At 67.9% G+C, this 26700-nt stretch carries 27 protein-coding genes; 7 read left to right on the forward strand and 20 right to left on the reverse strand.

What is annotated here, in order from left to right; genetic code table 11:
- Positions 1-34: 34 nt before the first annotated feature.
- The 6 genes from ABZS43_RS03015 to ABZS43_RS03040 form a co-directional block, all read right to left on the reverse strand.
- On the reverse strand, positions 35-616 hold the full coding sequence (locus ABZS43_RS03015; protein WP_355034123.1) for a dihydrofolate reductase family protein: 582 nt from the start codon (positions 614-616) through the stop codon (positions 35-37).
- A gap of 65 nt (positions 617-681) precedes the next feature.
- Positions 682-1542, reverse strand: coding sequence for a bifunctional DNA-formamidopyrimidine glycosylase/DNA-(apurinic or apyrimidinic site) lyase (gene mutM, locus ABZS43_RS03020; RefSeq protein ID WP_355034124.1), 861 nt, complete (start codon positions 1540-1542; stop codon positions 682-684).
- Position 1543: 1 nt separating this feature from the next.
- Positions 1544-2266 (reverse strand): ribonuclease III, encoded by a 723-nt coding sequence (rnc, locus tag ABZS43_RS03025; RefSeq protein WP_355034125.1) that lies wholly within the window; start codon positions 2264-2266, stop codon positions 1544-1546.
- Positions 2267-2288: 22 nt separating this feature from the next.
- The gene (gene rpmF, locus ABZS43_RS03030) at positions 2289-2471 is read right to left on the reverse strand and encodes a 50S ribosomal protein L32 (protein ID WP_109529679.1); all 183 of its coding nucleotides are present in this window, start codon (positions 2469-2471) and stop codon (positions 2289-2291) included.
- A 70-nt stretch (positions 2472-2541) separates the two neighbouring features.
- Positions 2542-3171 (reverse strand): DUF177 domain-containing protein, encoded by a 630-nt coding sequence (locus ABZS43_RS03035; protein ID WP_355034368.1) that lies wholly within the window; start codon positions 3169-3171, stop codon positions 2542-2544.
- 86 nt (positions 3172-3257) lie between these two features.
- Positions 3258-4004, reverse strand: a complete 747-nt coding sequence (locus ABZS43_RS03040) for a DivIVA domain-containing protein (RefSeq protein WP_355034126.1) — start codon at positions 4002-4004, stop codon at positions 3258-3260.
- Positions 4005-4405: 401 nt separating this feature from the next.
- On the opposite strand from ABZS43_RS03040, the gene ABZS43_RS03045 reads away from it, so the two are divergent.
- Complete coding sequence (locus tag ABZS43_RS03045) at positions 4406-4921, forward strand: GtrA family protein (protein WP_355034127.1); 516 nt, start codon at positions 4406-4408, stop codon at positions 4919-4921.
- Positions 4922-4932: 11 nt separating this feature from the next.
- On the opposite strand, the gene coaD is transcribed toward ABZS43_RS03045, so the two are convergent.
- From coaD to ABZS43_RS03075, 6 genes are all read right to left on the reverse strand, one after another.
- Positions 4933-5421 carry a pantetheine-phosphate adenylyltransferase gene (gene coaD / locus ABZS43_RS03050; RefSeq protein WP_355034128.1) on the reverse strand — a complete coding sequence of 163 codons (489 nt, stop codon included), beginning with the start codon at positions 5419-5421 and terminating at the stop codon, positions 4933-4935.
- Between the two features lie 110 nt (positions 5422-5531).
- Positions 5532-5903, reverse strand: coding sequence for a VOC family protein (locus tag ABZS43_RS03055; protein WP_355034129.1), 372 nt, complete (start codon positions 5901-5903; stop codon positions 5532-5534).
- A 99-nt stretch (positions 5904-6002) separates the two neighbouring features.
- Positions 6003-6704, reverse strand: a complete 702-nt coding sequence (locus ABZS43_RS03060) for a WYL domain-containing protein (protein ID WP_355034130.1) — start codon at positions 6702-6704, stop codon at positions 6003-6005.
- Between the two features lie 40 nt (positions 6705-6744).
- Positions 6745-7308, reverse strand: coding sequence for a 16S rRNA (guanine(966)-N(2))-methyltransferase RsmD (rsmD, locus tag ABZS43_RS03065; RefSeq protein ID WP_355034131.1), 564 nt, complete (start codon positions 7306-7308; stop codon positions 6745-6747).
- Positions 7305-10709 (reverse strand): pyruvate carboxylase, encoded by a 3405-nt coding sequence (locus ABZS43_RS03070; protein WP_355034132.1) that lies wholly within the window; start codon positions 10707-10709, stop codon positions 7305-7307. The genes rsmD and ABZS43_RS03070 overlap by 4 nt, the downstream gene beginning before the upstream one ends.
- Positions 10710-11304: 595 nt before the next feature.
- On the reverse strand, positions 11305-11496 hold the full coding sequence (locus tag ABZS43_RS03075) for a hypothetical protein (protein WP_355034133.1): 192 nt from the start codon (positions 11494-11496) through the stop codon (positions 11305-11307).
- Positions 11497-12088: 592 nt separating this feature from the next.
- Between ABZS43_RS03075 and ABZS43_RS03080 the strand changes: the two genes are divergently transcribed.
- Positions 12089-13510, forward strand: coding sequence for a short-chain fatty acyl-CoA regulator family protein (locus tag ABZS43_RS03080; protein ID WP_355034134.1), 1422 nt, complete (start codon positions 12089-12091; stop codon positions 13508-13510).
- 39 nt (positions 13511-13549) lie between these two features.
- Here the strand turns inward: ABZS43_RS03080 and recG are convergent, their stop codons facing one another.
- Entirely contained in the window at positions 13550-15832 is a 2283-nt protein-coding gene (recG, locus tag ABZS43_RS03085) for an ATP-dependent DNA helicase RecG (RefSeq protein ID WP_355034135.1), read from the reverse strand.
- 26 nt (positions 15833-15858) lie between these two features.
- Complete coding sequence (locus ABZS43_RS03090) at positions 15859-17607, reverse strand: DAK2 domain-containing protein (RefSeq protein WP_355034369.1); 1749 nt, start codon at positions 17605-17607, stop codon at positions 15859-15861.
- Positions 17608-17929: 322 nt separating this feature from the next.
- Between ABZS43_RS03090 and rpmB the strand changes: the two genes are divergently transcribed.
- The 3 genes from rpmB (at position 17930) to ABZS43_RS03105 (ending at position 19660) form a co-directional block, all read left to right on the forward strand.
- Positions 17930-18121 carry a 50S ribosomal protein L28 gene (gene rpmB, locus ABZS43_RS03095; protein ID WP_011210730.1) on the forward strand — a complete coding sequence of 64 codons (192 nt, stop codon included), beginning with the start codon at positions 17930-17932 and terminating at the stop codon, positions 18119-18121.
- A 183-nt stretch (positions 18122-18304) separates the two neighbouring features.
- Positions 18305-18811 (forward strand): GNAT family N-acetyltransferase, encoded by a 507-nt coding sequence (locus tag ABZS43_RS03100; protein WP_355034136.1) that lies wholly within the window; start codon positions 18305-18307, stop codon positions 18809-18811.
- A 60-nt stretch (positions 18812-18871) separates the two neighbouring features.
- Positions 18872-19660: an enoyl-CoA hydratase-related protein gene (locus tag ABZS43_RS03105; protein WP_355034137.1), complete on the forward strand. Its 789-nt coding sequence runs from the start codon at positions 18872-18874 to the stop codon at positions 19658-19660.
- A 57-nt stretch (positions 19661-19717) separates the two neighbouring features.
- On the opposite strand, the gene ABZS43_RS03110 is transcribed toward ABZS43_RS03105, so the two are convergent.
- The 4 genes from ABZS43_RS03110 to ABZS43_RS03125 form a co-directional block, all read right to left on the reverse strand.
- On the reverse strand, positions 19718-20593 hold the full coding sequence (locus tag ABZS43_RS03110) for an alpha/beta hydrolase (RefSeq protein WP_355034138.1): 876 nt from the start codon (positions 20591-20593) through the stop codon (positions 19718-19720).
- A 58-nt stretch (positions 20594-20651) separates the two neighbouring features.
- Entirely contained in the window at positions 20652-20903 is a 252-nt protein-coding gene (locus ABZS43_RS03115) for a hypothetical protein (protein WP_355034139.1), read from the reverse strand.
- A 68-nt stretch (positions 20904-20971) separates the two neighbouring features.
- On the reverse strand, positions 20972-21655 hold the full coding sequence (locus ABZS43_RS03120) for a uracil-DNA glycosylase (RefSeq protein WP_355034140.1): 684 nt from the start codon (positions 21653-21655) through the stop codon (positions 20972-20974).
- An 11-nt stretch (positions 21656-21666) separates the two neighbouring features.
- The gene (locus ABZS43_RS03125) at positions 21667-22683 is read right to left on the reverse strand and encodes a thiamine-phosphate kinase (RefSeq protein ID WP_355034370.1); all 1017 of its coding nucleotides are present in this window, start codon (positions 22681-22683) and stop codon (positions 21667-21669) included.
- A 185-nt stretch (positions 22684-22868) separates the two neighbouring features.
- Here ABZS43_RS03125 and ABZS43_RS03130 point away from each other — a divergent pair, with 185 nt between their 5' ends.
- The gene (locus ABZS43_RS03130; RefSeq protein ID WP_355034141.1) at positions 22869-23573 is read left to right on the forward strand and encodes a DUF3515 family protein; all 705 of its coding nucleotides are present in this window, start codon (positions 22869-22871) and stop codon (positions 23571-23573) included.
- 106 nt (positions 23574-23679) lie between these two features.
- Here the strand turns inward: ABZS43_RS03130 and ABZS43_RS03135 are convergent, their stop codons facing one another.
- A complete protein-coding gene (locus tag ABZS43_RS03135; RefSeq protein WP_355034142.1) occupies positions 23680-24771 on the reverse strand; it encodes a D-alanine--D-alanine ligase family protein in 1092 nt (363 codons plus the stop codon).
- A gap of 111 nt (positions 24772-24882) precedes the next feature.
- Positions 24883-25893: an NAD(P)H-dependent glycerol-3-phosphate dehydrogenase gene (locus ABZS43_RS03140; RefSeq protein WP_355034143.1), complete on the reverse strand. Its 1011-nt coding sequence runs from the start codon at positions 25891-25893 to the stop codon at positions 24883-24885.
- 94 nt (positions 25894-25987) lie between these two features.
- Between ABZS43_RS03140 and cofC the strand changes: the two genes are divergently transcribed.
- Positions 25988-26662 carry a 2-phospho-L-lactate guanylyltransferase gene (cofC, locus tag ABZS43_RS03145; protein WP_355034144.1) on the forward strand — a complete coding sequence of 225 codons (675 nt, stop codon included), beginning with the start codon at positions 25988-25990 and terminating at the stop codon, positions 26660-26662.
- Positions 26663-26700: the final 38 nt, after the last annotated feature.

Consider the following 26700-nt stretch of genomic DNA (forward strand, 5'->3'; position numbering starts at 1 on the left):
GGTTCGGCTGACGAATTCGGTTCGGCCACCGCGCCTATCGCACCTTGCTGTATTTGATGAAGGCCACTCCGTCCTCGAAGACCCGACTGGTGATCACCCGGTATCGGGCGGCCTCGGGCAGCCGGGGGCCGGCGCCGAACAGCGACCTGCCGCGGCCGAGCACGATCGGATACAGCTTGAGGAAGATCTGATCGATTTCGGGCAGCAACTCCTGGGCCAACTCCCCGCCACCGCACAACCAGATTCCGAGACCGGGCTCGCGTTTGAGTTCGCGGACCTTGCCCAGCGGATCGCGCGCAATGATTTCGACCGCGGGATCCGGACTCTCCGGCAACGTCGTGGAGACCACGAATTGCCGCAGGTGCGCATACGGGCTCGACGTCCCGGTTCGCACTCCGAAATCGTGAGTTTTTCGTCCCATCAGCACCGTGTCGAAACTGGCGTTGCGCTTGGTGATACCCCGCGCCTCCCGCACCTTGGTCGGCAGCGTCTCGGGATACTGCGCGGTGATCGCCGGACCGTGGTCGCCGCCGACCGGGAAGAAGTCGACCGACCCCTCCTCGGTGGCGATGAATCCATCGATCGTGGATGCGACGTAATAGGTGAGCTTGCGCATAAATCCTTCCTCCAACGACCGGACCCGTATCCCGGACCGCATGAGGAAACGGTAGCTCGCTCGGCTCAGCGTTGGTGAGGCTTCCGCTGGCAACGCGGGCACGAGTAGGACGAACGGTTCATGAAGCGCTCGCGAACGATCGGCGCGCCACAGCGGCGGCACGGTTCGTCCTCGCGGCCGTAAACAGCCAGCGACCTCTCGAAATAGCCGGATTGCCCGTTGACGTTCACGTAGAGGGCGTCGAAGGAGGTGCCGCCCGCTTCCAGTGCGTCACTCATCACGGCGTGGACCTCGGCGAGCAGGGTGCGCAGTACGGGGCGCGTCAGACCGGACGCGAGCCGGTTGCCGTGAATGCGCGCGCGCCACAGCGACTCGTCGGCGTAGATATTGCCGACCCCCGAGATCACCGTCTGATCGAGCAGCACCCGCTTGATCTCGGTCTGTTTGGCCCGCAGCGCGGCCACGGCGGCTTCCCGATCGAAACGCGGATCCAGGGGATCGCGAGCGATATGGGCGACCGGTTCGGGCAGCAGCGATCCGCCTACCTCGACCAAGGGGGCCAGCGCCCAGCCGCCGAAGGTGCGCTGGTCGACGAAACGCAGTTCCGCGCCGTCGTGCAGGGCGGCTCGGATATGCGCGTGTTTCTCCAGCGGGGCGGCGGCGGGCTGGACCAGCATCTGCCCGCTCATGCCCAGATGCACGACGAGCGCGGTATCCGATTCGTCGAAGGTGAGCCACAGGTATTTGCCGCGCCGCTGTGCGGATTCCACTCGCCGCCCGGTCAGTCGGGCGGCGAGATCCGCGGCGCCCTCGAGGTGACGGCGTACCGACCGGGGATGGGTCACCGTCACCGATTCCACGGTGCGACCGACCACATGTTCGGCGAGTCCGCGCCGAACCACCTCGACCTCGGGAAGTTCTGGCACGTCAGGCGTCTGCGGTCAATGCCCGATAGGCGGCGCCCGCCGCCTTCTGCTCGGCTTCCTTCTTGGAACGGCCGACGCCCTGCCCGTAGTGGGCGCCGCCGATCACCGTCGTCGCGGTGAATTCCTTGTCGTGATCGGGGCCCGTCGAGGTGATCTCGTAACTGGGCACACCGATACCGCGCTCGGCGGTGAGCTCCTGCAGGCTCGTTTTCCAGTCCAGGCCCGCGCCCATCCGAGGACCGCGCTCGAGCAGATCGGCGAACAGGCGCAGCACCACCTCGCGCGCCACGCCGATACCGTGCTCGAGGTGCACGGCGCCGAGCAGCGACTCCATACCGTCGGCGAGGATGCTCGGCTTGTCACGGCCGCCGGTGAGCTCTTCGCCCTTGCCGAGCAGCAGATGCACGCCGAGACCGCCCTCGCCGAGACCGCGCGCCACCTCGGCCAGCGCGTGCATATTGACCACGCTGGCGCGCAACTTCGCGAGCTCACCCTCGGACTTCTCCGGGTGCTCGTGATACAGCCGTTCGGTGATGCTCAGGCCGAGCACCGAGTCGCCCAGGAATTCCAGGCGCTCGTTGGTCGGCAGCCCGCCGTTCTCGTAGGCGTAGGACCGGTGTGTCAGCGCGAGCCGCAGCAGATCCGGTCCCACCTCGACACCGAGCGCCTCGAGTAGGCTCGCGTGTTCACCGGCCGAACCGGCTACGTCTTTGCTGACCGTCACGTCGATACGACAGATCGAACTGTCAGACAGCGGAGGTGACCTGACGGCCCTTGTAGGTGCCGCAGGACGGGCAGGCGATATGCGGCAGCGTCTTCTCACCGCACGCGCGGTTCGGGCAGGTGATCAGGGTCGGCGCGGTGGCCTTCCACTGGCTGCGCCGCGACCTGGTGTTGGAACGGGACATCCGGCGCTTGGGAACGGCCACGACTACTTCTCCTCTGTCCTGTGTGCATGCCATGGCATCGTTTGCCACGGCGGCTGACTGGTCTTGCTTCTCAGTGGTCCGGGTCGGCCGCGCCCGCATCAGGGGCGGCGCTACCGGGCGATTCGGCGGCGAAATTCGCCAGCCCGGCCCAGCGAGGGTCAAGTATCTCATGCCCGTGATCGGAACCCGCAATCGCCATCCGGACACCGCATTCCGGGCACAGCCCGGCGCAATCCGGGGTGCACAGCGGCTGCAACGGCAGTTCGAGGCCGAGCTGATCGATGATCACCGGTTCGAGATCGATGGTGTCGTCGACGAGGCGGTGGACCTCGTCGTCCTCGGTGGTCTGCTCGGTGGCGCTGTCCGGGTAGGCGAACAGTTCGGTGAGGTACAGCTCCTGCGAATCCGTGAACGGTTCGAGACAGCGCGAACACTCCCCCGCCGTCGGCGCGCGGACCGTTCCTGTCACGAGCACGCCCTCGGATACCGCCTGCAGCCGCAGATCGAGTTCCACCTCGGTGCCCGCGGGCACCGCGATCATCTCCAGACCGAGCCGCTCGGCGGTGACCACCGTGCGGCGCAGCTCTTTCATGGTGCCGGGACGCCGACCGAGGCTGCGCACATCCAGCACGAAGGCCGCGTCCGGCTCGCGGCGCTTGGCCGCGTGCGAACGCGATGTGGAACCGGAACCGGCGGACATCACGAACTCACTCACGATCGAAGTGGTATGGGCAACCACTCGACAATACGCGAGGTGCACCGGGCGAATCAAAACGCCCGCGACGACTACCGGCGATAATCGGCCGCGTAGTCGGGTGCGCCCGTCCCGGAGCGCAGCTGATGCCTGCCCCGGCCCACCGTGCGCAGGGTGGTGTTGAGCGTCTCCTCGAGGTCGGCCAGCGTCGAGTCGATGTAGTGGTCGCATTCGTCGCGCATCCGGTCCGCCTCGGCCTGGGCGCCGTCGATGAGACGCGCGGATTCGGCATGGGCGGCCCGGACGACCTCGGTCTGCGCCACCAGGCGGGCCTGTTCGGCCTTGCCCTCGGCGACCGACCGCTCGAACGACGCCTTGCCCGCCTCGATCATGCGATCGGCCTCGACGCCCGCTCGCCCGGTGACGGCCTCGAATTCGGCATTGCCGTCGGCGACGATGCGATCGGCTTCGGCCTGGGCGGTATTCACCAGGTGATCGGCGTGCGCGCTCGCCTCGGCGACCATGCGATCGGCATGGGCCTTGGCGTCGGCCAGGATCCGGTCGGCCTCGTCGCGCGCCGAGCCGATGGTCCGCTCGGCCTGGTCGTTGGCGCCGGCCACGGTGGATTCGGCGGCGCCGCGGGCGTCGGAGACGATTTTGTCGCGATGGTCGAGGACATCCTGGGCGTCGTCCAGCTCACCCGGCAGCGCGTCGCGTACGTCGTCGAGCAGTTCGAGCACATCACCTCGCGGCACGATGCAACTGCGGGTCGGCGGGATACCACGCGCCTCCTCGACGATGGCCACCAACTCGTCCAGCGCTTCGAATACGCGATACATGCTGACTACCCCGCTCTCGTACAGACCTTCGGGCGAAACTCTCCGCCGAGCCCAGTGTGCCCCTCATCACCGCCGACGCCGAGTCGTTTTCCGGTGTGTCGTACCCAGTGTCTCGCAGACCACACAAAATCAAGTGGAGAGACCTTCTCCGCTTCGTGTTACATTTTTATCCGTGTGGATCAGAACAAGATCTTCATAAGACAAATGCAGGCCCCGACCGGAACCGTGGGACTGAGAGGAGGCCGACGGTCGGATCAACCCTTCGCATATACCGATTGACCAGTTCGCGTCGCTCAGTCCATCCTGAACGGGCACGACGAGCGGGACAGCCGGTGGTGGGAAGGAGAGCGATGACCATCGCCGTTGTTCCCATCGAAGGCACAGTGTGGATCGGATAGACCATGACCGTTCTGGAAGTACCGCGGACGCCCGTGCTGCCCGCCGGGATATACACCCCGTGGGTGGGGCCGTACCCGGTCATGGACACGGCGCCGGTGCGCCGCCGCATCGGTCGGGTCGCCGGCTATCTGCGCGGTGACCGTGCGTTTGCCCAGCTGATCCGGTTCGCGTTGGTCGGCGGATCCAGCAATATCACCTATGTGCTGCTGTTCTTCGCGCTACACGGCGTCGGTCCGCTACTCGCCAATGTAGCCGGTTCGATCGTGAGCACCGTCATCGCCAACGAACTGCACCGCCAGCTCACCTTCCAGGCGGCCGGTCGAGTCGGCTGGTTCACCGCGCAGTGGGAGGGCGGCGGCTTGGCGCTGGTCGGCCTCGGCATCTCGACCGCTGGACTGGCCTGCCTGGAACTGTGGACTCCGAGTCTCGGCGACAGCATGCAGGCGGCGGCCGTGCTCGCCATCACCGCGGTGGTCGGCGGCATGCGCTTCCTCGCCCTGCGCGGCCTCGTCTTCTGAACCCCGATCCGCTAACCCTTGTCGCGTTCGGCGAGCCGGGACAGCAGCCGCTTGTGCACGAGAGGCGGCAGCATATCGCTGACATCGCCACCGTAGGACGCGACTTCTTTGACAAGGGAGCTGGACAGGTAACTGAACGCCGGATTGGTGGCGATGAAGAAGGTATCCACACCGGAGAGCTTCTTGTTCATCTGCGCCATCTGTAGTTCGTAGCCGAAGTCACCGGCATCGCGCAGGCCCTTGATGATCGCGCCGATCCCCTGCTCGCGCGCGAAATCCACGAGCAGGCCCTGCCAGGACGCCACTCGCAGATTCGGCAGATGCGATGTCGCCTCGCGCAACATCTCCATCCGCTCCTCGACACTGAACATCCCCTGCTTCTTGGGGTTGATCATGACGGTCACCACGACCTCGTCGAATTGTGCCGACGCCCTGGCGAATACGTCGATATGTCCGTTGGTCACCGGATCGAAGGACCCGGGGCACAGTGCTCCAGCCATGGGCCGACGGTAGCAGTCGCACCGCGCCTGCCAACTTCCGAGGACGACGGGTTGCGGGTGGCGGCGCGACAGTCGCGCGCCGCCACCCGATCCCCCGCGCCCCTCGCCCGCTACGGGGCGGGGGTGAAGATGCCGAAATTATTGCCGGACGGGTCGAGGATATGGGCGAAGACCAGCCCGTTCTCCGAGGTGATCGGCGGGACGAGAACTTTGCCGCCGAAACCCTCCGCGGCGGCGACCGTGGCGGCGACGTCGCGGACGAGGACGAAGAAGGTGGCGTGATTGCCGCTCGCGTCCGGGGAGTGCGCCACACCACCGCTCGGGGCCTGGCCGCCGGGATAGCCGATGAGGTCGTACCCTGCGCTGTCGGGGTCGGGGGTGAAATTCCAGCCGAACAGATCGCCGTAGAACTTCTCGACCTCGGCGGGCTTATCGCTGCCGATCTGGAACCAGGCCACCGTGTTTTCCGCCGGTATCGTCATCTCTCTCCTCCGGGAGTTCGTGGATCGTGCTGTGCCCGATCACGATCTCCCGGCGCGGCGACAACCCTATGTCGGTGTTTCGACATCGATTCGGCGCCTTCAGAATCCGACGGACCTGAGCACCAGATCGGGCGGGCCGGACACACTCGTCTCGAAACATCTGCGGGGGAACGGCAGGTCCGTCATCGTCACGGTACGGATGCGGTCGAGGCGGAAGCAGCGGGAGTTGTCCCGCAACCTGCACCAGGCGACGAGATACCAGCCGTTGACGCCGTTGACGAACGCCATCGGCTCGACCTCGCGGACGCTATGCGCCTCGAACCGGTCCATATAGTCGATCCGCAGCACCCGCCCGACTTCGATGGCGTGTTCAATCACCGCCGGAATCTGTTCGGCGCGTGGCTCGTCCGGCCGTTCGAGCCGCCGGACGCGGGTGGCGAGATCGCGCGCGGCCTCGGCATTGCGTTCGGGCATCACGGCCAGGATTTTGCGCAGCGCGCTGTGCCCGGCGTCCGCGAAGGGCGTGCCCCGGCTGCCGTCGAGAGCGACCGCCAGCGCGACGGCCTCGGCCGGGGTGAAGTTGAGCGGGGGCAGCGACATACTCTTCTCCAGCGCGTAGCCGCCGCGCCTGCCGATGTCGGCGTAGACGGGGATACCGGCCTGCTGGAGCGCGGAGATATCCCGTTCGATCGTGCGCACGCTGACCTCGTAGCGCTGTGCCAATTCGCGTGCGGTGCGCAGGCGCGGCGAGATCGCCCTGAGTTCTTCGACGATGGCGTATAACCGGTCGGTGCGGTTCACGCGGTCACGGTACCCGCGGCCACCGACAGATCCGTGTCGCTCAGATCGCCGGATCGTATTCGGCGAGTTCGATCCTCGTCTCGCCGTATTTGCGCACCTTCGACGGGATATAGCCGGTGGGCCAGACGATCTCGGGCGAACGAACCGAACGCTCGACGACGACCACCGCTCCCGTCGCCAGCCAATCACGTGCGGCGAGGGCCCGCAGGTCGGCGATCACCGCGTCGGTGTCCACCTCGTACGGCGGATCGGACATCACCAGATCGAACGGCTCCGCGCCACCCTGTTGGAGGACGGCCGCGACCGCGCCGACCCGCAACTCCGCGCCGGGCAGGCCGAGATCCGCGATATTGCCGCGCACGATCGCTGCGGCCTTGCGGTCGGATTCGACGAGCAGTGCCCGCGCGGCCCCGCGCGACAGCGCCTCCAGACCGAGCGCACCCGACCCCGCGTACAGGTCGAGCACCCTGGCTCCGTCGAAATCGATCCTGGCGTCGAGCGCGCTGAACAGCGCCTCACGCACCCGGTCGGAGGTTGGCCTGGTCCCCGCGGGCGGCACCCGGAGACGCCGCCCGCCCGCCGAACCGGCGACGATCCGCGTCATTCGCTCGCGGACTCGAGTACCGAGAGTTCGACCAGCAGGTCGCCGCCCTCGACTTGCTGGACCTTGCCGATCGCGACGCGCGATACCGTGCCCGCTCGCGGTGCGGTGATCGCCGCTTCCATCTTCATGGCCTCGATGGTGCCGATGGTGTCGCCCGCGCTGATGGCGTCGCCCTTGGACACCGACAGAGTCACCACGCCCGCGAACGGGGCCGCGATATGACCGGGATCGGACTTGTCGGCCTTCTCCGCGGCCGGGACCTCACTGGCGATGGAACGGTCACGGACCGCGACCGGGCGCAACTGCCCGTTCATGATGCACATGACGGTGCGCATGCCGCGCTCGTCGGGCTCGGAGATCGCCTCGAGACCGATGAGCAGGGCGACGCCCTTCTCCAACTGCACCCGGTGTTCCTCGCCGCGGCGCAGGCCGTAGAAGAACTGGTTGGCCGACAACCCCATGGTGTTGCCGTACTTCTCGCGGTGGGCGAGGAATTCCGCGGTCGGCCCGGGAAACAGCAGCCGGTTCAGGGTGGCGCGACGCTGTTGCGAGCTTCCCGCGAGTCCGGCTTCGTCGGCCGGGGTGAGCGGGGTTTCGGGTTTGGCCGGTCCGCGTCCGGCCAGCGCGCGGCTGCGGAAGGGTTCGGGCCAGCCACCGGGCGGGGTCCCCAACTCGCCGCGCAGGAATCCGATGACCGAGTCCGGGATGTCGTAGCGGCCCGGGTCGGCGGCGAAATCCTCGATATCGACACCCGTGCCGACCAGCGCCAACGCCAGATCGCCCACCACCTTCGAGGAGGGGGTCACCTTGACAAGACGCCCGAGCAGGCGGTCGGCGGCAGCGTATTTGGCTTCGACTTCCTCGAAGCGGTCCCCGAGCCCGAGCGCGATGGCCTGCTGACGCAGGTTCGACAGCTGCCCACCGGGGATCTCGTGGGTGTAGACCCGGCCCGTGGGGGCGGGCAACCCGGATTCGAACGGGGCGTAGACCTTGCGCAACGCTTCCCAGTACGGCTCCAGATCGCACACGTTCTGCAGATTCAGACCCGTATCGAATTCGCTGTGCGCCGCGGCGGCCACGATCGCCGAGAGCGCGGGCTGACTCGTGGTACCCGCCATCGCCGCACTCGCGCCGTCGACGGCGTCGGCACCGGCCTGCCACGCCGCCAGATACGTCGCCAACTGCCCACCGGGGGTGTCGTGGGTGTGCACGTGCACCGGCAGATCGAAATTGCTGCGCAACGCCGTGACCAGGGTCGCGGCGGCGGGGGCGCGCAGCAGCCCGGCCATGTCCTTGATCGCCAGCACGTGCGCGCCCGCGTCGACGATCTGCTCGGCCAGCTTCAGGTAGTAGTCGAGGGTGTAGAGGTTCTCGTTCGGGTTCGACAGATCACCGGTGTAGCTCAGCGCGACTTCGGCGACGGTGGTGCCGGTCTCACGGACCGCGTCGATGGCTGGACGCATCTGATCGACATTGTTGAGCGCGTCGAAGATCCGGAAGATATCGATCCCGGTCGCCGCGGCCTCGGAGACGAACGCGCGGGTCACCTTCTCCGGGTACGGGGTGTAGCCGACGGTGTTACGGCCACGCAGCAGCATCTGCAAACAGATATTCGGCACCGCTTCCCGCAGCGCGGCCAACCGCTCCCACGGATCCTCGAACAGGAACCGCAACCCCACGTCGTAGGTCGCCCCACCCCACGCCTCGATCGACAACAGTTCCGGGGTCAGCCGCGCGACATGCCCCGCGACACCCAACAATCCATTGGTCCGCACCCGCGTCGCCAACAACGACTGATGCGCGTCACGGAAAGTGGTGTCGGTGACACCGACCGCCTTCTGCTCACGCAGCGCCCGCGCGAAACCGTCCGGCCCCAACGCGAGCAGCCGTTGCCGAGAACCATCCGGCGGCGCGATATTCAGGTCGATCGCGGGCAGTTTGTCGTGCGGGTACACCGTGGTCGGCCGCTCACCGTGCGGCTTGTTCACCGTGACATCGGCCAGGTAGGTCAGGATCTTGGTACCCCGGTCCGCCGAACCGCGCAGAGTCAGCAATTGCGGACGCTCATCGATGAACGACGTGGTGACCCGGCCCGCGCGGAAATCCGGATCCTCCAGGACAGCCTGGAGGAAGGGAATATTGGTGGTCACGCCGCGAATACGGAATTCGGCGAGCGCGCGCGCGGCCCGTGCGACCGCCGCCTCGAAATCACGACCGCGACAGGTCAGCTTGACGAGCATGGAGTCGAAGTAGGCGCCGATCTCCGCGCCGAGGTTCGCGCCGCCGTCGAGGCGGATACCCGCGCCGCCGGGGGTGCGGTAGGCGGTGATGCGCCCGGTATCGGGGCGGAAGCCGTTGGCCGGATCCTCGGTGGTGATCCGGCACTGCAACGCCGCACCCCTGATCGTCACGGTGTCCTGACTCAGCCCGAGATCCGACAGGCTCTCCCCCGCGGCGATCCGCAACTGGGACTGCACCAGGTCCACATCGGTGATCTCCTCGGTCACCGTGTGCTCGACCTGGATCCGCGGATTCATCTCGATGAACACGTGATTGCCGCGTTCGTCGAGCAGGAATTCCACCGTGCCCGCGCAGCTGTACCCGATCCGGCGCGCGAAGGCCACCGCGTCCGCGCAGATCCGCTCGCGCAGCGCCGGATCCAGATTCGGCGCGGGCGCCAGCTCGATCACCTTCTGATGACGACGCTGCACCGAGCAATCCCGCTCGAACAGATGCATCACATCACCGTGCTGGTCGGCCAGGATCTGCACCTCGATATGGCGCGGATTCACCACCGCCTGTTCGAGGAACACCGTCGGATCACCGAACGCCGACTCCGCCTCCCGCGAGGCCGCCTCGATGGATTCACGCAATTGCGCCGGCTCGGCCACCCGGCGCATCCCGCGACCGCCGCCACCGGCAACCGCCTTCACGAAGATCGGGTACTCCAGTTCGCTCGACGCGGCCAGCAATTCCTCCACATCCGCCGAGGGCGCACTCGACGCGAGGACCGGCAGCCCCGCCGCCTTGGCCGCCTCGATCGCGCGGGCCTTGTTACCCGCCAACTCCAGCACCTCCGCCGAGGGGCCGATGAAGGTGATGCCCTCCCGGGCGCAGGCCGCGGCCAGATCCGGATTCTCCGACAGGAACCCGTATCCCGGATAGACGGCGTCCGCACCCGCGCTCTTGGCCGCATCGATGATCGCCTCGATCGACAGATAGGCCCGGACCGGATGACCCTTCTCCCCGATCTGGTAGGACTCCGCCGCCTTCAACCGATGAACCGAGTTGCGGTCCTCGTACGGGAAAACGGCGACGGTCCCGATGCCGAGTTCGTAGGCCGCGCGAAAGGCACGGATGGCGATCTCGCCACGATTGGCAACCAAGACTTTCGAGAACATTGGCCTAAGGTACCCGGCTCACGAACGGCTGCCGACACGAAGTGCCCTTCGCAGAAATCTTCACAACAGAACTAGCACGGTTGCGAAGTTGTGTTCATCCGGCGGTCACATGCTGCGACGATGAGCGCGGGGCCCGGCGCTGCGAATTAGCTCACCGGAATCGCTCCGTCGTAGCTGGACACCGCTCGCGTGCCGCCGCGTCGGCGAGCTCTTTGCACATGCCGACCTACGCCGGGCGTATGAACGCCGAGTGATTGCACGCCGTCGCCCGGCAGCCGCGCCGCGCCCGATTCACCGAATTGCTCGCGGCCGGAATGGATTCGGCGCCGATGGGTGCCTTCCCCCGCAACGACCGGGTACTCGACGCCGCCGTACTCCTCGGCGACTGCCGCGCGTGTGACGGTTATCACCGATCCGCTCGACCGAGATCTCGCCTCCGCCCGCGACACCGACACCAACACCGACACCGATGCCTTCGAGGGAATCGCCGCGCACTATGGTCGCGGCCGACCCACGCCTCATCCGCTGTTCGGAACCGACTCCGCGCGCATGACGTCACGCGGAGCCGGTCACCGGTGCACGGCCCGCGCCCGCGTCATTCCGCCTGCGGCTTCGGGCGCGGCTTCGGCCAGCGCGGCGAGGTGTAGGTCTCGCAGGCTTCGCCGGCGCGCAACGCGGGCCGAACCCGTGCCTTGGCATCGAAACCACAGGTATCGAAACCACGGGCATCGAACGCACGGGCATCGATCCCGCGCCGCCACGACATGTGACTCGAACAACGATCCATCCGTCACCCCTCCTCGCACGTCGATCTTGCTCATTCCCCCTCTTCGACGCGCGACCGTCCGATCCGGTTCCCACGATCAGCGAAAGATTTCCCACCGCGCCGAAAGGCGAGTCCGCGGCGACGATTCGACCGGGCGGCGGGCACGACGGTGGCGGTGCCGGGGCGGCGGCGGTGCCGGGGCGGTGGCGGTGCCGGGGCGGTGGCGGGGCGGTGGCGGGGCGGTGGCGGTGGACCGGACATCAGAAGATCCCCTCACGAGCCTCCGGTGCCCGGTCCGATACCACGGGCGCCACGGTGAACATCAGCTGATCGAGTTCGCCCGCACCCACTTTCGGGTCCGTCGCGCCGAGAAAACAGTCTTCACTCCGCCCGACTACTACCCCGGCCCCGAGCGTCCGAAACGTCTCGGCGGACCGTGCCCGCGCGTAATATGTGGGTCTTCGCGCATCCTGCGGTTCGGTGGGGTGTGGCCTCACCCCTTCGCAGGTTACGCAGGGCCGAGCTGTCCCAAAACCCCGTGCAAGAGCAGATTCTTGTGGGCGAGAACGCCGTTTCGTGCGATGGTTGCGAAGGCCGCGGTTAGGATTCGGCCGTGCGCAAGATGTACGCGGGCGCCCGGCTACGGCGACTGCGCGAGGAAAGACGGATGACCCAGGCGGCACTCGCGAAATCGCTCGACCTATCGCCCAGCTACCTGAATCAGCTCGAGCGCGATCAGCGACCGCTCACCATTCCGGTGTTGCTGAAACTCAATTCCACTTTCGATCTCGACGTGCAATTCTTCGCCGCCGATTCTGACGTGCGACTGGTCTCGGACCTGCACGAGGTGCTCATCGATGCGGCGGGCGGCGACAGCGCCCCGTTGACCGAGGTGGAGGAACTCGCGACGCGGCAACCGGAGGTCGCCCGTATCCTCGTCGCGATGCACCGGCGGCTACGGGCAGCCACCGATCAGCTCGATCTGTTCTCCTCCAGGGTCTCCGCTCCGTCGGGCGCACCCGGCGTTCCGATGCCGTACGAGGACGTCCGGGACTTCTTCTACGACCATCACAACCACATCCCGCATCTGGATCTTGCCGCCGAGCAGCTGTTCGATGAATGCGGTCTCACCATCGGCTCACTGGATCGTCAATTGGCGCGCATCGCCGAGGAACGCGCGGGCGTGACCGTGCTGGTACGCGGCGACGGCGCCGACCCGTCGATTCCGAAGCGGCACTACGACGCCGACAGCCGGACCTTGACCCTGGCGCGACGGCTGCGTCCCGGTCAGCGGGCATTCCAGATCGCGGCGACACTCGGATTCCTGCTCTACGGCAACGATCTCGACGTGGTCCTCGACGAAACTCCCTCGCTCGCCGGGGAATCGCGCACACTGGCCAGGATCGGCCTCGCCAACTACTTCGCGGGGGCGCTGGTACTGCCCTACGGTCGTTTCCTGCGCTCGGCCGAGGAACTTCGCTACGACATCGACCTGCTCAGCCTGCGTTTCGAGGTCGGCTTCGAGACTATCTGCCACCGGCTGAGCACCCTGCAGCGCCAGGGACAGCGCGGGGTGCCGTTCTTCCTGATCCGCACCGATCGCGCGGGCAATATCTCCAAACGCCAGTCGGCCACCGCATTCCATTTCTCCCGGGTCGGCGGCAGTTGCCCGCTGTGGGTGGTGCACGAGGCATTCGCGCATCCCGGCCGGACACTCACCCAGATCGCGTCCATGCCCGATGGACGGCGCTATCTGTGGATCGCGCGGACCGCCGTGCCGACGCCACGGGGATTCGGCACCGCGACAAAGAATTTCGCGATCGGGGTCGGCTGCGATATCGAATACGCCGACCGGCTCGTCTACTCGACCGGATTACCGCTCGACGATCCAGCCGCCGCCGTGCCGATCGGCGCAGGCTGCAAGGTGTGCGAACGTCCATCCTGCGCACAGCGCGCGTTCCCGCAGATCGGCAGCCCGCTGGCCATCTCGGAGCACACCACTACCGATCTGCCGTATCCGCGCGCCGTTCGCTGACTCACCCGACCGGCAGTCCCCACCGGAGGGCCGTCCGGCTCAGGATTTGGCCAGGTACTCCAGCCGTTCGGAATCGACGGCGGCGTGCATCATGCTCGCCAACCCGGGATGCCGTGTCAGGCCGGGATCTTCGCGCACCACTTCGCGGGCGAAATCCTGTGCTGCGGTGATTATTTCCAGATCGTCGAGCAGGGAGAGCAAACGCAGCGAGCGAGCGGTGCCGGACTGGGCCGCCCCGAGGACGTCGCCCTCGCGCCGCTGGCGCAGATCGAGCACCGAGAGTTCGAATCCGTCGGTGGTGGCGGCGACGGCCGTCAACCTGGCCATGGCGGAACCGCCGGGAGCGGCATCGGTCACCAGCAGGCACAGGCCGGGATGTTCGCCTCGGCCGATACGCCCGCGCAGCTGGTGCAGCTGGCTCACACCGAAGCGATCGGCGTCGACGATCACCATGACCGTCGCATTGGGCACGTCGACGCCGACTTCGACCACTGTGGTGCAGACCAGCACATCGATCTCGGCGTCGTTGAACGCGCGCATCACGTGATCTTTTTCGTCCGAGGGCAACCTGCCGTGCAACAGGCCGACGCGCACCCTCGCCAATGGGCCCGTACGCAACATATCGAAAACCTCGAGGGCGGCCTGCGTGGTCGGCGGTTCCTTCTCCTGCGCCGCCTTCGACTTGCCCTTACCCTTCGCCTTGCTCGCGCCGCCGTCCTCCTCGTCGTCGCCGATGCGCGAACAGACCACGTAGGCCTGCCTGCCCGCATCGACCTCTTCGAGAATCCGCTCCCACGCCCGGTCGACCCAATTCGGATGCTGTTTGCGCGGTACGACTTTGGAGGTGATCGGGGATCGTCCCCTGGGCAGCTGGGTGAGGGTCGAGGTCTCCAGATCGCCGAGTGTCGTCATCGCGATGGTGCGCGGAATCGGGGTGGCGGTCATCACCAGCAGATGCGGACTCGTGCCGGTTTTCGCCTTGGCGCGCAACGCATCGCGCTGTTCAACGCCGAACCGGTGCTGTTCGTCGACGATCACCATGCCCAGATCGAAGAATTCCACCGCGTCCTGGATGAGCGCGTGGGTGCCGATCACGATGCCCGCCTCGCCTGTCACCGCGTCGAGTAGCGCCGCCTTCTTGGTGGCGGCCGACATGGAACCGGTGACGAGCACCACCTTCGTCGCCTGATCCGCCGCACCCAGTTCACCCGCCGTCGCGAGTTCGCCGAGCATCGCGCGCAGCGACCGATAGTGCTGGGCGGCCAGCACTTCCGTCGGCGCGAGCAACGCGCACTGCTGACCGGCGTCGACCACCTGCAACATCGCGTGCAGTGCGACGATGGTCTTTCCCGAACCCACTTCGCCCTGCAACAGCCGGTGCATCGGCTGCACCCGGGACAGATCGGTGGAGATCTCCGCGATCACCTGCTGCTGACCGGCCGTGAGTTCGAAGGGCAACTTCTTCTCGAACGCGGCGGCGATACCGTCGGTCCGCGGTGGACACGGTCGCGCGGTCCGGCCCGCCACTTCGTGACGGCGCTCGGCCAGCACCAACTGCAGCGCCAGCGCCTCGTCGAAACGCAGCCGCTCCCTGGCCTGGTCGATCTCGGATTTGCTCTCGGGCAGATGAATCGAGCGCAGGGCGTCCGAGATCTTCATCAACGCGCGTTCGTCGCGGGTCCGCTCGGGCAGCGGATCATCGATCGGATCGAGTTGTTCGAGCACCTGACGCACGCAGGCGAGCAGATCCCAGCTCTGCACCTTCGCCGTCGCCGGATAGACCGGGATGAACTCGCGTTCCATGAACGAGACGTCCACGCCCCCCGCACCTTTCGCGCTCTCCGCGAGTCCGCGCAGATCCCCGCCGCCGCGCACCCTCGTGAAGGTGCCGACCGAATCGTCCTCGGTCTCCGGCAGAATCAGATAGCCGGGGTGCGACAGATTCCAGCTGCCGGGCCGCCAGTAGCTCACCGTGCCCGACATCATCGCCCGCAGACCCTCTTTGACGACGTATTTCACCTTGTCGCCGTTGAAGAATGTCACGTCGACCGGGCGTCCAGCGCCGGTATCGAGCATCACCTTCAGCAGGGAGCCGCGCCGGTTGCGCATCGGCTTGAGTTCGGTTTTGGTGATCCGGCCGATGACGGTGATATGCGACCCGTCGTCGGGGGCCTCCTCGGTCAGCGGTTGCCCCTGGGTGGCGTAGCGCAACGGATAGTGCCGCAGCAGATCCTCGACCGTATTCATATCGAAGGCTTCGGCCAGTGAATCGGCCGCCTTCGCTCCGAGGATGTGATCGAGCCGATCACCGAGTGTCGCCATGCCTCATTCCTTCGTCCGCGCGCGGGTCATTCCACCCCGATCTGCACCAGATCCTCCTGCTGCCCACCGGAATACACCGTGACCTCGACTCCGGGAAATCCGCGCGCGATATGCGCGGCCAACTCCCCGGCGAGTCCCTCCGGCGCACCGGCGCCCATCAGCAGGGTGACCAGTTCTCCACCTAGACCGAGCATCCGATCCAACAGCGTCCGGCCCGCCGAGAGGACATCGCGCTCGATCAGCACCACATCGTTGCCGACCAGTCCGAGCCCGTCACCGGAATCGCACGTGCCGACCATGGTGAGGGCGCGATGGGCGGCAGCGCGCAGCGAACCCCACCGCGTCGCGGCGGCGGCTTCGGACATGGCGAAGGCGTCGTCCACCGCGATCCTGCCCCGATCGTGCACGGCGAGCGCCGCCAGCCCCTGCACCATCGAGCCGCTCGGCAGCATCAGCACATCCCGGCGGGCATCACGCGCCGCCACTCCGACCGCGACCAGTTCGTGGGCGGGCAGCGCGCCGTTGGGCAGCACGAGCACCTCCCGATTGGGCATCCGACGGATGGCGGTGAGCAGGGCGGTGGCGGTGATCGGATCGTCACCGCCGAGGACCACCGCGCCCGCGGCCTCGAACAGCGCCGCGGCGCCCTCCCCCGCCGCGACGGCGAGGACAGCGCGATCCACCGGCGCGTCCACGGCGCGGCCATCGGAATCCCGAGCGCCCGGATATCCACCGTCGACCGTGCGGCGAGCCTCCGGCGAGCAGTCGTCCTCGGCGATGGACGCGGTGACGACGAAACTCTCGATGCGAATCGCACCGAGCGTCCCCGCCGCCAGGCCCGCCTCCACGGCGGCGCCCGCGTCCGCGCAGTGCACGTGCGCCGACCACGATCCCGCGCCGTCGCCGACCACCGCCACCGAATCACCCAGTGCGCCGAGACGATCACGCAACGCCGCGACGCGGGTCTCGTCGGTATCGGCGAGCAGGTACATCACCTCGAAATGCGGCTCGGGCGCATCCGCCCCCGAATCCGCGCCGCGCGAGGACCGCGCGCCCGGCCCGACCTCGAGGTCGCCGGGCAGGTAATCGGGCCGGGCGGGCGCTTCGCCCCTGATCACCGAGACGAGCCCGTCCAGTAGTACGACGAGTCCGCGGGCGCCCGCGTCCACCACACCCGCCTCGCGCAGGACACCGAGTTGGGACGGGGTATCCCCGAGCGCCTTGGCCGCGCCGTCCGCCGCCGCGAGCGCGACCTCGGCCAGCGAAGCCCCCCGGCGGGCCGCCGCGCTCGCGCCCGCGCATTCGAGCACCGTGAGGATGGTTCCCTCCACCGGCACGCTGAGCGCCTCGCGCACCAGCGCCCCCGCACGTTCCAACGCGTCGGCCAAGGTGGCGGCGGTGAGGGGTCCGCCGGCTGTCGCCTCGGCGATTCCGCGCAGGACCTGCGACAGGATGATCCCGGAATTGCCGCGGGCGCCGAGGGTGGCTCCACGCGCCATGGCCGCGGCGACCTCGTGCGCCGAGATCTCGATCGCGTCGACCGGCGGCGTGTCGACATCCCCGGCTGCCTCGGTCACCGCGCCTTGTTCGCGGCCCGTCGGCGACACCGCCCGCGCCTGGGCGGCCTGCACGGCCGCGCGCATGGTGGCGAGCATGTTGGTTCCGGTATCGGAATCGGCGATCGGGAAGACGTTCAGCGCGTTGATCTCTTCGCGCCGCTGCTCCAGACCCGCGAGACAGGTCCACCCCCAGCGCAGCAGTGCCGCGCCGTCGATCGAGTCCCGCTCTGCCCGCACCGTCACCTCGCTCCCAGTCGCCACCCGCACACCCGCTCCCCGCCAGGTTAGCGGGCTATCCCGACACTGGAGTCGCGACACCGATCGAGTACTCTCGCCCATGCCGGGTCGCCTCGGCCGGTACGCACGACCACCGGTTTGGCGGATCGGGGCACCGTTGGCTACCCTTGCAGGGTTGCCTCGCGCGGCCCTCCCCGGTTTGCGCTGGCCGACATCTGTCGGCAGGGCACATCACGACATTGTTTCCGGACATGCTGCCGCGTCGCAGCGGTCCCCACTTGACATGAAGGAGTTCGCGACTATGGCTGCCGTCTGCGACGTCTGCGCCAAGGGCCCCGGCTTCGGGAAGTCGGTCTCGCACTCGCACCGGCGTACCAACCGTCGCTGGAACCCGAATATCCAGACCGTTCGTGCGCAGGTTGCCCCCGGCAACACCCGCCGGATGAATGTGTGCACCTCGTGCCTGAAGGCCGGCAAGGTCGTCCGCGGCTGATTCGCCACGGTCACTTTTCCAGCGGACCGGCGGTTTCGACTTCGACTCGGAGCAACTCGTGCGAGTCGTCCAACTCTCCGCACGGTCCGCGTCTGGTCGAGCTACGGCGAAGACCACAAGCCCCGCTACTCGATACGAGTGCCGGGGCTTGTTCGTATTCACGAGTTCGCGAGGTCGGCGCGGATGAGTAGGTGGCGCATAGAATCGCTGACCGCCGAACACACCCATGGCCTCGCCGAATGCCATATCGCGTGCTGGCGCGAGGCCTACGACGGTCTGGTGCCTCGGCACCTGCTCGATGCCTTCGATGTCGACCGCAGGGCCGCGCAGTGGGAACGTACGCGCGTGAAGTATCCGCGCAGCACCCATATCGCCCTGTCCGACGGCATCGTCATCGGATTCGCGAGCGCTGGGTCGCCGAAGGACGAACCGCCCGCGGCGGACCTCGAACTCAATGCCCTGTATATCCGCGCGCCCTGGTACGGGACGGGGGTGGCCGACGATCTCATCGACGTCGCCCTCACACCGGGGGTCTCCTGCTCGCTGTGGGTCTTCGCCGAGAATCCGCGCGCACAGGCCTTCTACCGCAAACACGGTTTCGCACTCGACGGAGCTCACAAGATCGAGGATTTCACCCCCGCCCTGATGGTGCGCATGGTGCGCGCGGCACGCGAGGGCGACCAGCGCTGACCCGGATCGCGGTGAGCGCGCCATTGGTCTGTGTCCGAGCGGACGATAGGGTGCGAGTTTATGACCTCCACCGCGCAGACCGAATACGTCACCGACGTCGACGGCGTTCTCCAGATCACCATTGCCACCGCCGCGAACGGCACCTCGATGGATTTCGCGGGCATCAACGCGGGGACGGCAGCACTCCGCGCGCCCGGATTCGATGCCGGTGCGATCCTGCTCATCGGTTCCGGCGCGAATTTCTGCGCGGGCGGTGACGTCCGAGGGTTCGCCGCGGCCGAGGACCGTTCCGCCCACATCCACGGCCTCGCCACCGATCTGCACGAATTCGTCCGCGCACTCGACGCGACCACGGTCCCCGTGGTGGCGGCCGTCCAGGGCTGGGCGGCAGGCGCCGGGATGAGCCTGGTGCTCGCCTCCGATATCGCCATCGGCGGTTCGTCGACCAAGATGCGTCCGGCCTACCCCGGCATCGGTCTGAGCCCCGACGGGGGGATGTCCTGGCTGCTGCCGCGCATCGTCGGTACCGGACGCGCGAGCGAAATCCTGCTGACCGACGCGATCCTCGACGCCGAGGAAGCCGCGCGCCTCGGCATCCTCAGCCGCGTGGTCGCCGACGATCAGGTACGCGCCGAGGCCCTGAAGCTGGCGGCCGCGCTCGCCGCCGGACCGCGATCCACCCACGCCAGCATCAAAAAGCTACTGGTTCAATCGAAGTCGGCCACACTGAGCGAACAGCTCGACAGCGAAACGGAATCCATCGCGGCGGCGGCATCCAGCCCCGCGGGTCGCGAAGGCGTCGACGCGTTCGCGCAGAAGCGCAAGCCGGACTACTCCGGTCTGGGCTGATACCGAAACCGTTGCCCACCCGCCGAATTCGATCGAGGGCGGGTGGGCGACGGGCGCTCAGCTCGGCGTGCTCAGTACGAAGGCGGTGACCGCCTCGGTGAAGGCGTCGTTGTCGTCACCCGCCGCGGTGTGTGCCGCTCCGCCGATCTCGGCGATCTGCGTATGCGGCACGAGTTCCTTGAACACCGCCGCGCCCTCGGCGCTGACGACATCGGAGCGCATGCCGCGCACCAGCAACACCGGGATCGTCAGCTTACGGGCGGCGCTCTCCATGACATCGGTCATCAGGGAGGCGTCCTCCACCCGGTCGGAGAGCATGCCCGGATCCCAATGCCAGTACCAGCGGCCGTCGCGCTCGCGCAGGTTCCGCATCAGGCCGTCGGTATTCTTCGGCCGTGGCCGGTGTGGCATGTACTCGGCGACCGCGTCGGCGGCCTCCGCCACGGTGTCGAAACCGTCGCGGTGTTTGCTCAGGAAATCCAGTACGCGCTCCACGCCCTCGGTTTCCGGCCTGGTGACGATATCGACCAGCACGAGCGCGCCGATCGCCGCACCGCCCGGCGCCGCGGTGCTGAGCAGTCCCGTGATGCCGCCCATACTCGCGCCGACCACCACCGCGGGGTTCTCCGGCGTCGCACCGAGCTGACCGAGAACCTCGATCAGGTCGGCGACCATGGTTTGGCGACGGTAGTCGCGGTCCTTCGCCCATTCGCTGTCACCGTGACCGCGCGCGTCAAGGGTGACGACTCGCATCCCCGCCGCCGCCAGTTTCGCACCGGTCAGCTTCCAGGAATGACGGGTCTGACCACCGCCGTGCAGGAAGACGACGAGCCGACCGTCCACCGGCCCGAAGTGGTCACCGGCCAGCTCGATCCCACCCGAACCTCGCAGTCGCAGGCGGACCGGCTCGAGGAGATTGTTCGCATTACTCACGATCTGAGGATCGCACAGTACCGGGTCCGGTTCCGCGCGAGCCTCGCCGATCGGGATTTCAGCAGTTCAGCTTGGTACCGCTGAACGTGTTCTGGAACAGGCAGGTGACCTTGGCGTTCACCGAGGAGGAGATGGTGGAGGAGCCGGTCGAGGTGAATTCCTCGCCGACCGGGGTTGCGGTGGTATCGGTGGCCGGCTCGAGCGCCAGCGGCGCCGCACCGGCGGCGGCCGTGCCACCGGCGAGCGCGGCACACAGGGCAAGAGTGGCGGTGGTGCCGCGCAGTGCGCCGCGAACGGTTCGGTTGTGCATTGGGACTGCTCCTCAGTTGTATTCGGTACAGCGGTCGGGCGGCCAGGCGAGTGCCGGGCGGTGGATGGTCATGGCAGGCGCCAGTCGACAGGTTCGGCGCCCAATTCGTCCAGCAATTCGTTCACCCGGGAGAACGGCCGGGAACCGAAGAAACCGCGCGAGGCCGACAGCGGCGATGGATGCGCGGATTCGATGAAAGGAACTTCCGCGGCGGCGAGCGTCGGCTTCAGCGTCGACGCGTCACGGCCCCACAGAATCGCGACCAGCGGCTCGTCCCTGGCCACGAGGGCGCGGATCGCCTGCTCGGTCACCGCCTCCCAGCCCTTACCTCGATGTGACGCGGCCTGTCCCGGCTGCACGGTGAGCACGCGATTCAGCAACAGCACACCCTGATCCGCCCACGGGCTCAGATCGCCACAGGACGGGGTCGGGTGGCCGAGATCTTTGGCGAGTTCGGCGAAGATATTGACGAGGCTGCGCGGCACCGGCGAAACATCGGGTGCGACAGAGAAACTCAAGCCCATGGCATGCCCGGGAGTCGGGTAGGGGTCCTGGCCGACGATGAGGACGCGGACCTCGTCGAACGGTCGCTGGAAGGCACGTAGCACATTGTCGCCCGAGGGCAGGTAACCCCGGCCCTCGGCGTTCTCCGCACGCAGGAACTCACCCATGGAAGCGATCTGCCCGGCAACCGGTTCCAGCGCCCGCGCCCAGCCCGCGTCCATGATTTCCGACAATGGTTTACCGCCCATGACCGCACAACCTATCGTGGCTCGGCCGACACCGCAGAGTCCGCCCCACCGAATGATTCCCAGCCGCCACTGCCCGGCCGCACCGCGCCGTCGACGGTGACCCCGTGACCTGCGAACACGCGTCCTATCCGCTGCCAGCCCACCGGCAGCGTGACATCACACGGCCACGCCGCGGCGAAGGCATGTTCCTCACCGCCCGCCAGAATCCATTGCGCCGCATCGGCATCCAGTCCTCGCGCGATCGTCTCCAGGAACGGATCGCGCAGCGCCGCGGAGTCGAGGTCGATCCGCACACCCGATGCCGAGGCGATATGACCGAGATCCGCCAGCAGTCCGTCGGAGATATCGGTGAGCGCGTGCGGCGTCCCGGTGCGCGCCACCGCGCCGCCGTGCACGACATCCAACACGGCGGCGTAGGGCGGCTGCGGAACACGGTGCGCGGCAACCACATCGGCGAACCGCTCGATATCGGCTCCGGCGCTGAGCACCGCCAGTCCCGCGGCCGACCAGCCGAGTCTGCCCGCCACCGCGATCGTGTCGCCGACGCGGGCGCCGGATCTGAGAAGGGGCGCGAGCCCGCGCAGATCCCCGAAGGCGGTGATCGAGAGGACGATGTCCTCGCTTCGCACCAGATCGCCGCCCGCGATGGACCCACCGGCGTGCGCAGCCTCGGCCCACAATCCGTCGGCGATACCGTCCACCACCTCGAGCGGCGTCTCGGCCGGGCAGCCGAGCGCTACCACGAAGGCCGTCGGCACCGCCCCCATCGCGACCACGTCAGCCGCGTTCTGCGCGATGGCCTTACGACCGATATCGCGCGGACTCGACCAGTCGAGCCGGAAATGCCGCCCCTGCACCAGCATGTCGGTGGTCACCACGAAACGCCCGTCCGGCGCGGCCACGAGGGCGGCGTCGTCGCCGGGTCCGAGCAGCACGGCGGGGGCCTGCACCCTACCCGCGTTGATGCGGTCGATGAGCGCGAACTCCCCCAGTTCGCCCACCGTCCGAGGCGCCGTGCTCTCGCTGATGACCGCATCCTTCCCGAGGTGGACCGACGGATCGACGACCGAGGCGCCGTGCCGACCGGAAACGGGTCGACGGTACCCTGTCCAGGGCAATCGAGACCACCGAGCCTGCGCGCCACACCCTCGCGGGACCGCCGGATATCGGCACGGCGAACGCACTCGGCGAATGCGAAGGAAGGTCGATAGGGATGGCGGCGGACTCGTCGGACCACGACTCGTCGGCGGCCGGCCCGGCACCGGCCGATGATCCGTCACGTGCCGCGGACGCGGCAGCGCCGATCAGCACCGAAGCCGACACCGACAGCACAGGTACCGACAGCGCCGACACCGACAGCACAGCCCCCGACGATGCCGGATCCGGCGGCTACCCGCCCGCGCTGATCGCCACCGCCGTGGCCCTGCCCGTCGTCCTGGTCGTCGCCGTTCTGGTCGCCGCCGTCATCGCCCGCCGAATGCCGGTCGAGCGCGAACCACTCGTCCTCGGCCCTGTCCCCGCCCCCGCCGCCGACGGCCCCGCCTGCACCGCCCTGCTGCCCGCCCTGCCCGCCCAACTCGGCGACTACACCAAATCGCAGCTGGTCGAGCCCACACCGCCCGCGACGCGGGCCTGGCAGCGGGAGGAGGGCGGCGATGCGATCGTGTTGCGCTGCGGTCTGGACCGTCCGCTGGAATTCACCCGCGCCTCCCCGCTACAACTCGTCGACACCGTGCAATGGTTCGAGGCCCGCGACCCCGCCGCCTCGGCGAGCACCTGGTTCGCCGTCGACCGGGAAACCTATATCGCGCTGACCATCCCCGACGGCTCGGGTCCCACGCCGCTGCAGGAAGTCTCCGACACCATCACCGCGAATCTGCCGCAACGCCCGCTCGATCCGGGTCCCCTGCCGAACTAGCACGACTTCGGCGCGCCGCCGAGCGCGAATTCTCTCGCCCGGCTCGACGCAGGCTGCGCGGGTCCGATCGGGCAGTCCGCTGTACGGCCCTGTCCCAGCGCCCGCTTCAGCGCAGCCCGGTCCCGCGGGCCAGCGCCGTCTCGATCAACGTCGAAACCAGCTTCGCGTAGTCCAGCCCGCTGGCTTCCCACATGCGCGGGTAGAGCGAGATGGCGGTGAACCCGGGCATGGTGTTGATCTCGTTGAGTACAGGACCGTCTTCGGTGACGAAGAAATCGACTCGGGCCAAGCCCTGGCAGTCGAGTGCGCGGAAGGCGCGTACCGCGAGTTCGCGGATCTGCTCGGCGGTGTCGTCGTCGAGGTCGGCGGGCACGTCGAGTTCGCAGATATCGTCGACGTATTTGGTCTCGTAATCGTAGAAACCGGCGTCCTGCGCCTGCGGCATACGAATTTCGGCGACGACGCTGGCCTCCACCCGGCCGTCCGGGAATTCCAGTACACCGCATTCGACTTCACGCCCGACGATGCCCGCCTCGATGATGACCTTCGGATCGTGGGCCCGCGCCGCCGCGATCGCGGCGTCCAGGTCGGCCCAGTCCGTCACCTTGGTGATGCCGATGGAGGAACCCGCGCGCGCGGGTTTGACGAAAACGGGGAGCCCGAGCCGCTCGCGCTGTTGCTCGCTCACCGTCGCGACATCGGGGCGCAACACGACCTGGGTACCGATCGGCAGCCCCTCGGCGGCGAACAGTTTCTTGGTGAATTCCTTGTCCATACCCGCCGCGCTGGCCAGCACGCCCGGGCCGACATAGGGGATGCCCGCGAGTTCGAGCATGCCCTGCAGAGTGCCGTCCTCGCCGAAAGGACCGTGCAGGATCGGGAACACGACATCCACCGATCCGAGTGCGATACCCGGATCGTCGAGGGCGACCAGTCTGCCCGATCGCTTCGGGTCCGCGGCCAGGGTGAGCGCGGTTCCGGTGACGTCAACCGACGGCAATTCCCTATCGCGCAATCCGAGCGCGGCTACCTCGGCGTTGCCGAGCACCCAGCTGCCCTCGGTGGTGATGCCGATCGGCACGGCCTCGTACTTGTCCGGGTCGAGGTTGCGCAGCACACTGCCGGCAGACACACACGACACGGCGTGCTCGTTGCTCCGCCCGCCGAATACCACAGCCACCCTGATCCGGTTCGTCATGTTCGGAACCGTACCCGTACCGGGCGCGCGATACCCGCCCCGGTCCGATCACGCGCGGCCGCGATATCTCGTACCCGTTCCGCATCCGCCTGCCAGGGGCGAGGTCCCCGTCTACTCGGGTTTCATCCGTCTGCCCAGCAGGTTACCGACCGCCTCGGAGACCGACATGCCCTCGTGACACACCTGGTGCACCGCATCCGTCAGCGGCATCTCCACCTCGTGCGCGGCGGCGAGCGCGCGCACCGATGTGCACGACTTCACACCCTCGGCGACCTGACCGTGGGTCGCCTGCTGCGCCGCCTCCATCGACCCGCCCGCACCGAGCACATGTCCGAAGGAACGGTTGCGCGACAGCGGCGAGGTACAGGTCGCCACCAGATCCCCCACTCCGGCCAGCCCGGCCAACGTCACCGGCTCCGCGCCCAATGCCACCCCGAGCCGGATGATCTCGGCGAGGCCGCGAGTGATCAGACTCGCGATGGAGTTGTCCCCCAAGCCCATTCCGGCGGCGATGCCGCAGGCAAGTGCGATGACGTTCTTGCACGCGCCGCCGATCTCGCAGCCGATCACGTCGGTATTGGTGTAGGGCCGGAAATAGGCGTTCGCGCTGGCCTGCTGCAACGCGACCGCGCGCGCGGCGTCGGTACAGGCGATGACGGTCGCGGCGGGCTGTTCGGCGGCGATCTCCTTGGCCAGATTCGGACCCGACAGCACCGCGATGCGGTCCTGGTCGGCGCCGGTGACCTGGCCGATCACCTGACTCATCCGCAGCAGGGTGCCGGTTTCGATGCCCTTGGCCAAGCTGAGCAGGGTGGCGTCGTGGTGGGTCAGCGCGTCGTCGAGCGCGCCCTTCCACCGCTCCAGATTCGCCCGCAGCGATTGCGACGGCACCGCGAGGACCACGATCTCCGCGCCGCGCAGTGCTTCGACGTGATCATGGGTGGCGGCGACCTCGGGTAACTGCACGTCGGGCAGATAGGCCGGATTGCGATGCTCGGTGGCGAGCGCCTCGGCGATCTCCGGCCTGCGCGCCCAGATCGTGACGTCGGTCCCCGCGTCTGCCAACACCTTCGCGAACGCGGTGCCCCACGACCCCGCGCCTAGTACTGCCGCCCTCGTCATCTGCCCAATATGCCATTCGGCACCGCTTCCACCGCCGATACCCCCGAAAGACTCGCCTGGCGTGGTGTCAGGTCCGTCATGGAAGTATTGGCCCATGCGCCCGCACGCCGTGCATGCCGTGATCGCGGTCAAGAACCTCGATCTGGCCAAGAGCCGACTGGCCGACCGGCTGCGCCCGGAGTACCGGGCGCGGTTGGTGCTGGCGATGTTCACCGATACCGTGACGGCCGCGCTGGCCGTCCCCGCCATCCGGTCGGTCACCGTCGTCACCCCGGACCCCACCGTCGCCGACCTCGCTCGCGGGCTGGGCGCGCACGTCCATCCCGAACCGAGGATCTCGGATTTGAACGCCGCGCTGGACGACGCGGCGGCGGCATTGCGGCGCGGCCATGGACCTGTCGAACTGCTCGCGCTCCAGGCGGACCTGCCCGCCGTGCGTCCCGAGGAACTGTGCGAGATGCTCGCCGCCGCGGCGGCGGGCAGGCGTTCGATCGTGGTCGACCACGCCGGGACCGGCACCGCGGCGCTCTACGCCGCCGGCCCCGCGGTCGCGTTGGATCCGCGTTTCGGACCAGGCTCGGCGCGCGCGCATATCGCTTCGGGCGCAACGGATCTGGCGGGTGAGTGGCCGGGACTGCGGCTCGACGTGGATACGGCCGCGGATCTGGATCGCGCGGTCGAACTGGGCGCGGGTGACGCGACCCGCGCCCTCCTGCGCGACATCGGCTGGTCCGGTCGTGTTCACGAGGCAGTTCGCCGCGTGTGCTAGACGATCGCCACACCCGGGTGACGCACAGCGCAATCCCA

The organism is Nocardia sp. NPDC005366 (assembly GCF_040606855.1).
Taxonomy (GTDB): domain Bacteria; phylum Actinomycetota; class Actinomycetes; order Mycobacteriales; family Mycobacteriaceae; genus Nocardia.

Excerpts from the sequence above, each read along its gene's own strand:
- ABZS43_RS03015 (WP_355034123.1), bottom strand. The coding sequence starts at position 616 with ATGCGCAAGCTCACCTATTACGTCGCATCCACGATCGATGGATTCATC.
- ABZS43_RS03035 (WP_355034368.1), bottom strand. The coding sequence starts at position 3,171 with ATGTCCGCCGGTTCCGGTTCCACATCGCGTTCGCACGCGGCCAAGCGC.
- ABZS43_RS03040 (WP_355034126.1), bottom strand. The coding sequence starts at position 4,004 with ATGTATCGCGTATTCGAAGCGCTGGACGAGTTGGTGGCCATCGTCGAG.
- ABZS43_RS03045 (WP_355034127.1), top strand. The coding sequence starts at position 4,406 with ATGACCGTTCTGGAAGTACCGCGGACGCCCGTGCTGCCCGCCGGGATA.
- coaD (WP_355034128.1), bottom strand. The coding sequence starts at position 5,421 with ATGGCTGGAGCACTGTGCCCCGGGTCCTTCGATCCGGTGACCAACGGA.
- ABZS43_RS03055 (WP_355034129.1), bottom strand. The coding sequence starts at position 5,903 with ATGACGATACCGGCGGAAAACACGGTGGCCTGGTTCCAGATCGGCAGC.
- rsmD (WP_355034131.1), bottom strand. The coding sequence starts at position 7,308 with ATGACGCGGATCGTCGCCGGTTCGGCGGGCGGGCGGCGTCTCCGGGTG.
- ABZS43_RS03070 (WP_355034132.1), bottom strand. The coding sequence starts at position 10,709 with ATGTTCTCGAAAGTCTTGGTTGCCAATCGTGGCGAGATCGCCATCCGT.
- ABZS43_RS03075 (WP_355034133.1), bottom strand. The coding sequence starts at position 11,496 with ATGGATCGTTGTTCGAGTCACATGTCGTGGCGGCGCGGGATCGATGCC.
- recG (WP_355034135.1), bottom strand. The coding sequence starts at position 15,832 with ATGGCGACACTCGGTGATCGGCTCGATCACATCCTCGGAGCGAAGGCG.
- rpmB (WP_011210730.1), top strand. The coding sequence starts at position 17,930 with ATGGCTGCCGTCTGCGACGTCTGCGCCAAGGGCCCCGGCTTCGGGAAG.
- ABZS43_RS03100 (WP_355034136.1), top strand. The coding sequence starts at position 18,305 with ATGAGTAGGTGGCGCATAGAATCGCTGACCGCCGAACACACCCATGGC.
- ABZS43_RS03105 (WP_355034137.1), top strand. The coding sequence starts at position 18,872 with ATGACCTCCACCGCGCAGACCGAATACGTCACCGACGTCGACGGCGTT.
- ABZS43_RS03115 (WP_355034139.1), bottom strand. The coding sequence starts at position 20,903 with ATGCACAACCGAACCGTTCGCGGCGCACTGCGCGGCACCACCGCCACT.
- ABZS43_RS03120 (WP_355034140.1), bottom strand. The coding sequence starts at position 21,655 with ATGGGCGGTAAACCATTGTCGGAAATCATGGACGCGGGCTGGGCGCGG.
- ABZS43_RS03130 (WP_355034141.1), top strand. The coding sequence starts at position 22,869 with ATGGCGGCGGACTCGTCGGACCACGACTCGTCGGCGGCCGGCCCGGCA.
- ABZS43_RS03135 (WP_355034142.1), bottom strand. The coding sequence starts at position 24,771 with ATGACGAACCGGATCAGGGTGGCTGTGGTATTCGGCGGGCGGAGCAAC.
- ABZS43_RS03140 (WP_355034143.1), bottom strand. The coding sequence starts at position 25,893 with ATGACGAGGGCGGCAGTACTAGGCGCGGGGTCGTGGGGCACCGCGTTC.
- cofC (WP_355034144.1), top strand. The coding sequence starts at position 25,988 with ATGCGCCCGCACGCCGTGCATGCCGTGATCGCGGTCAAGAACCTCGAT.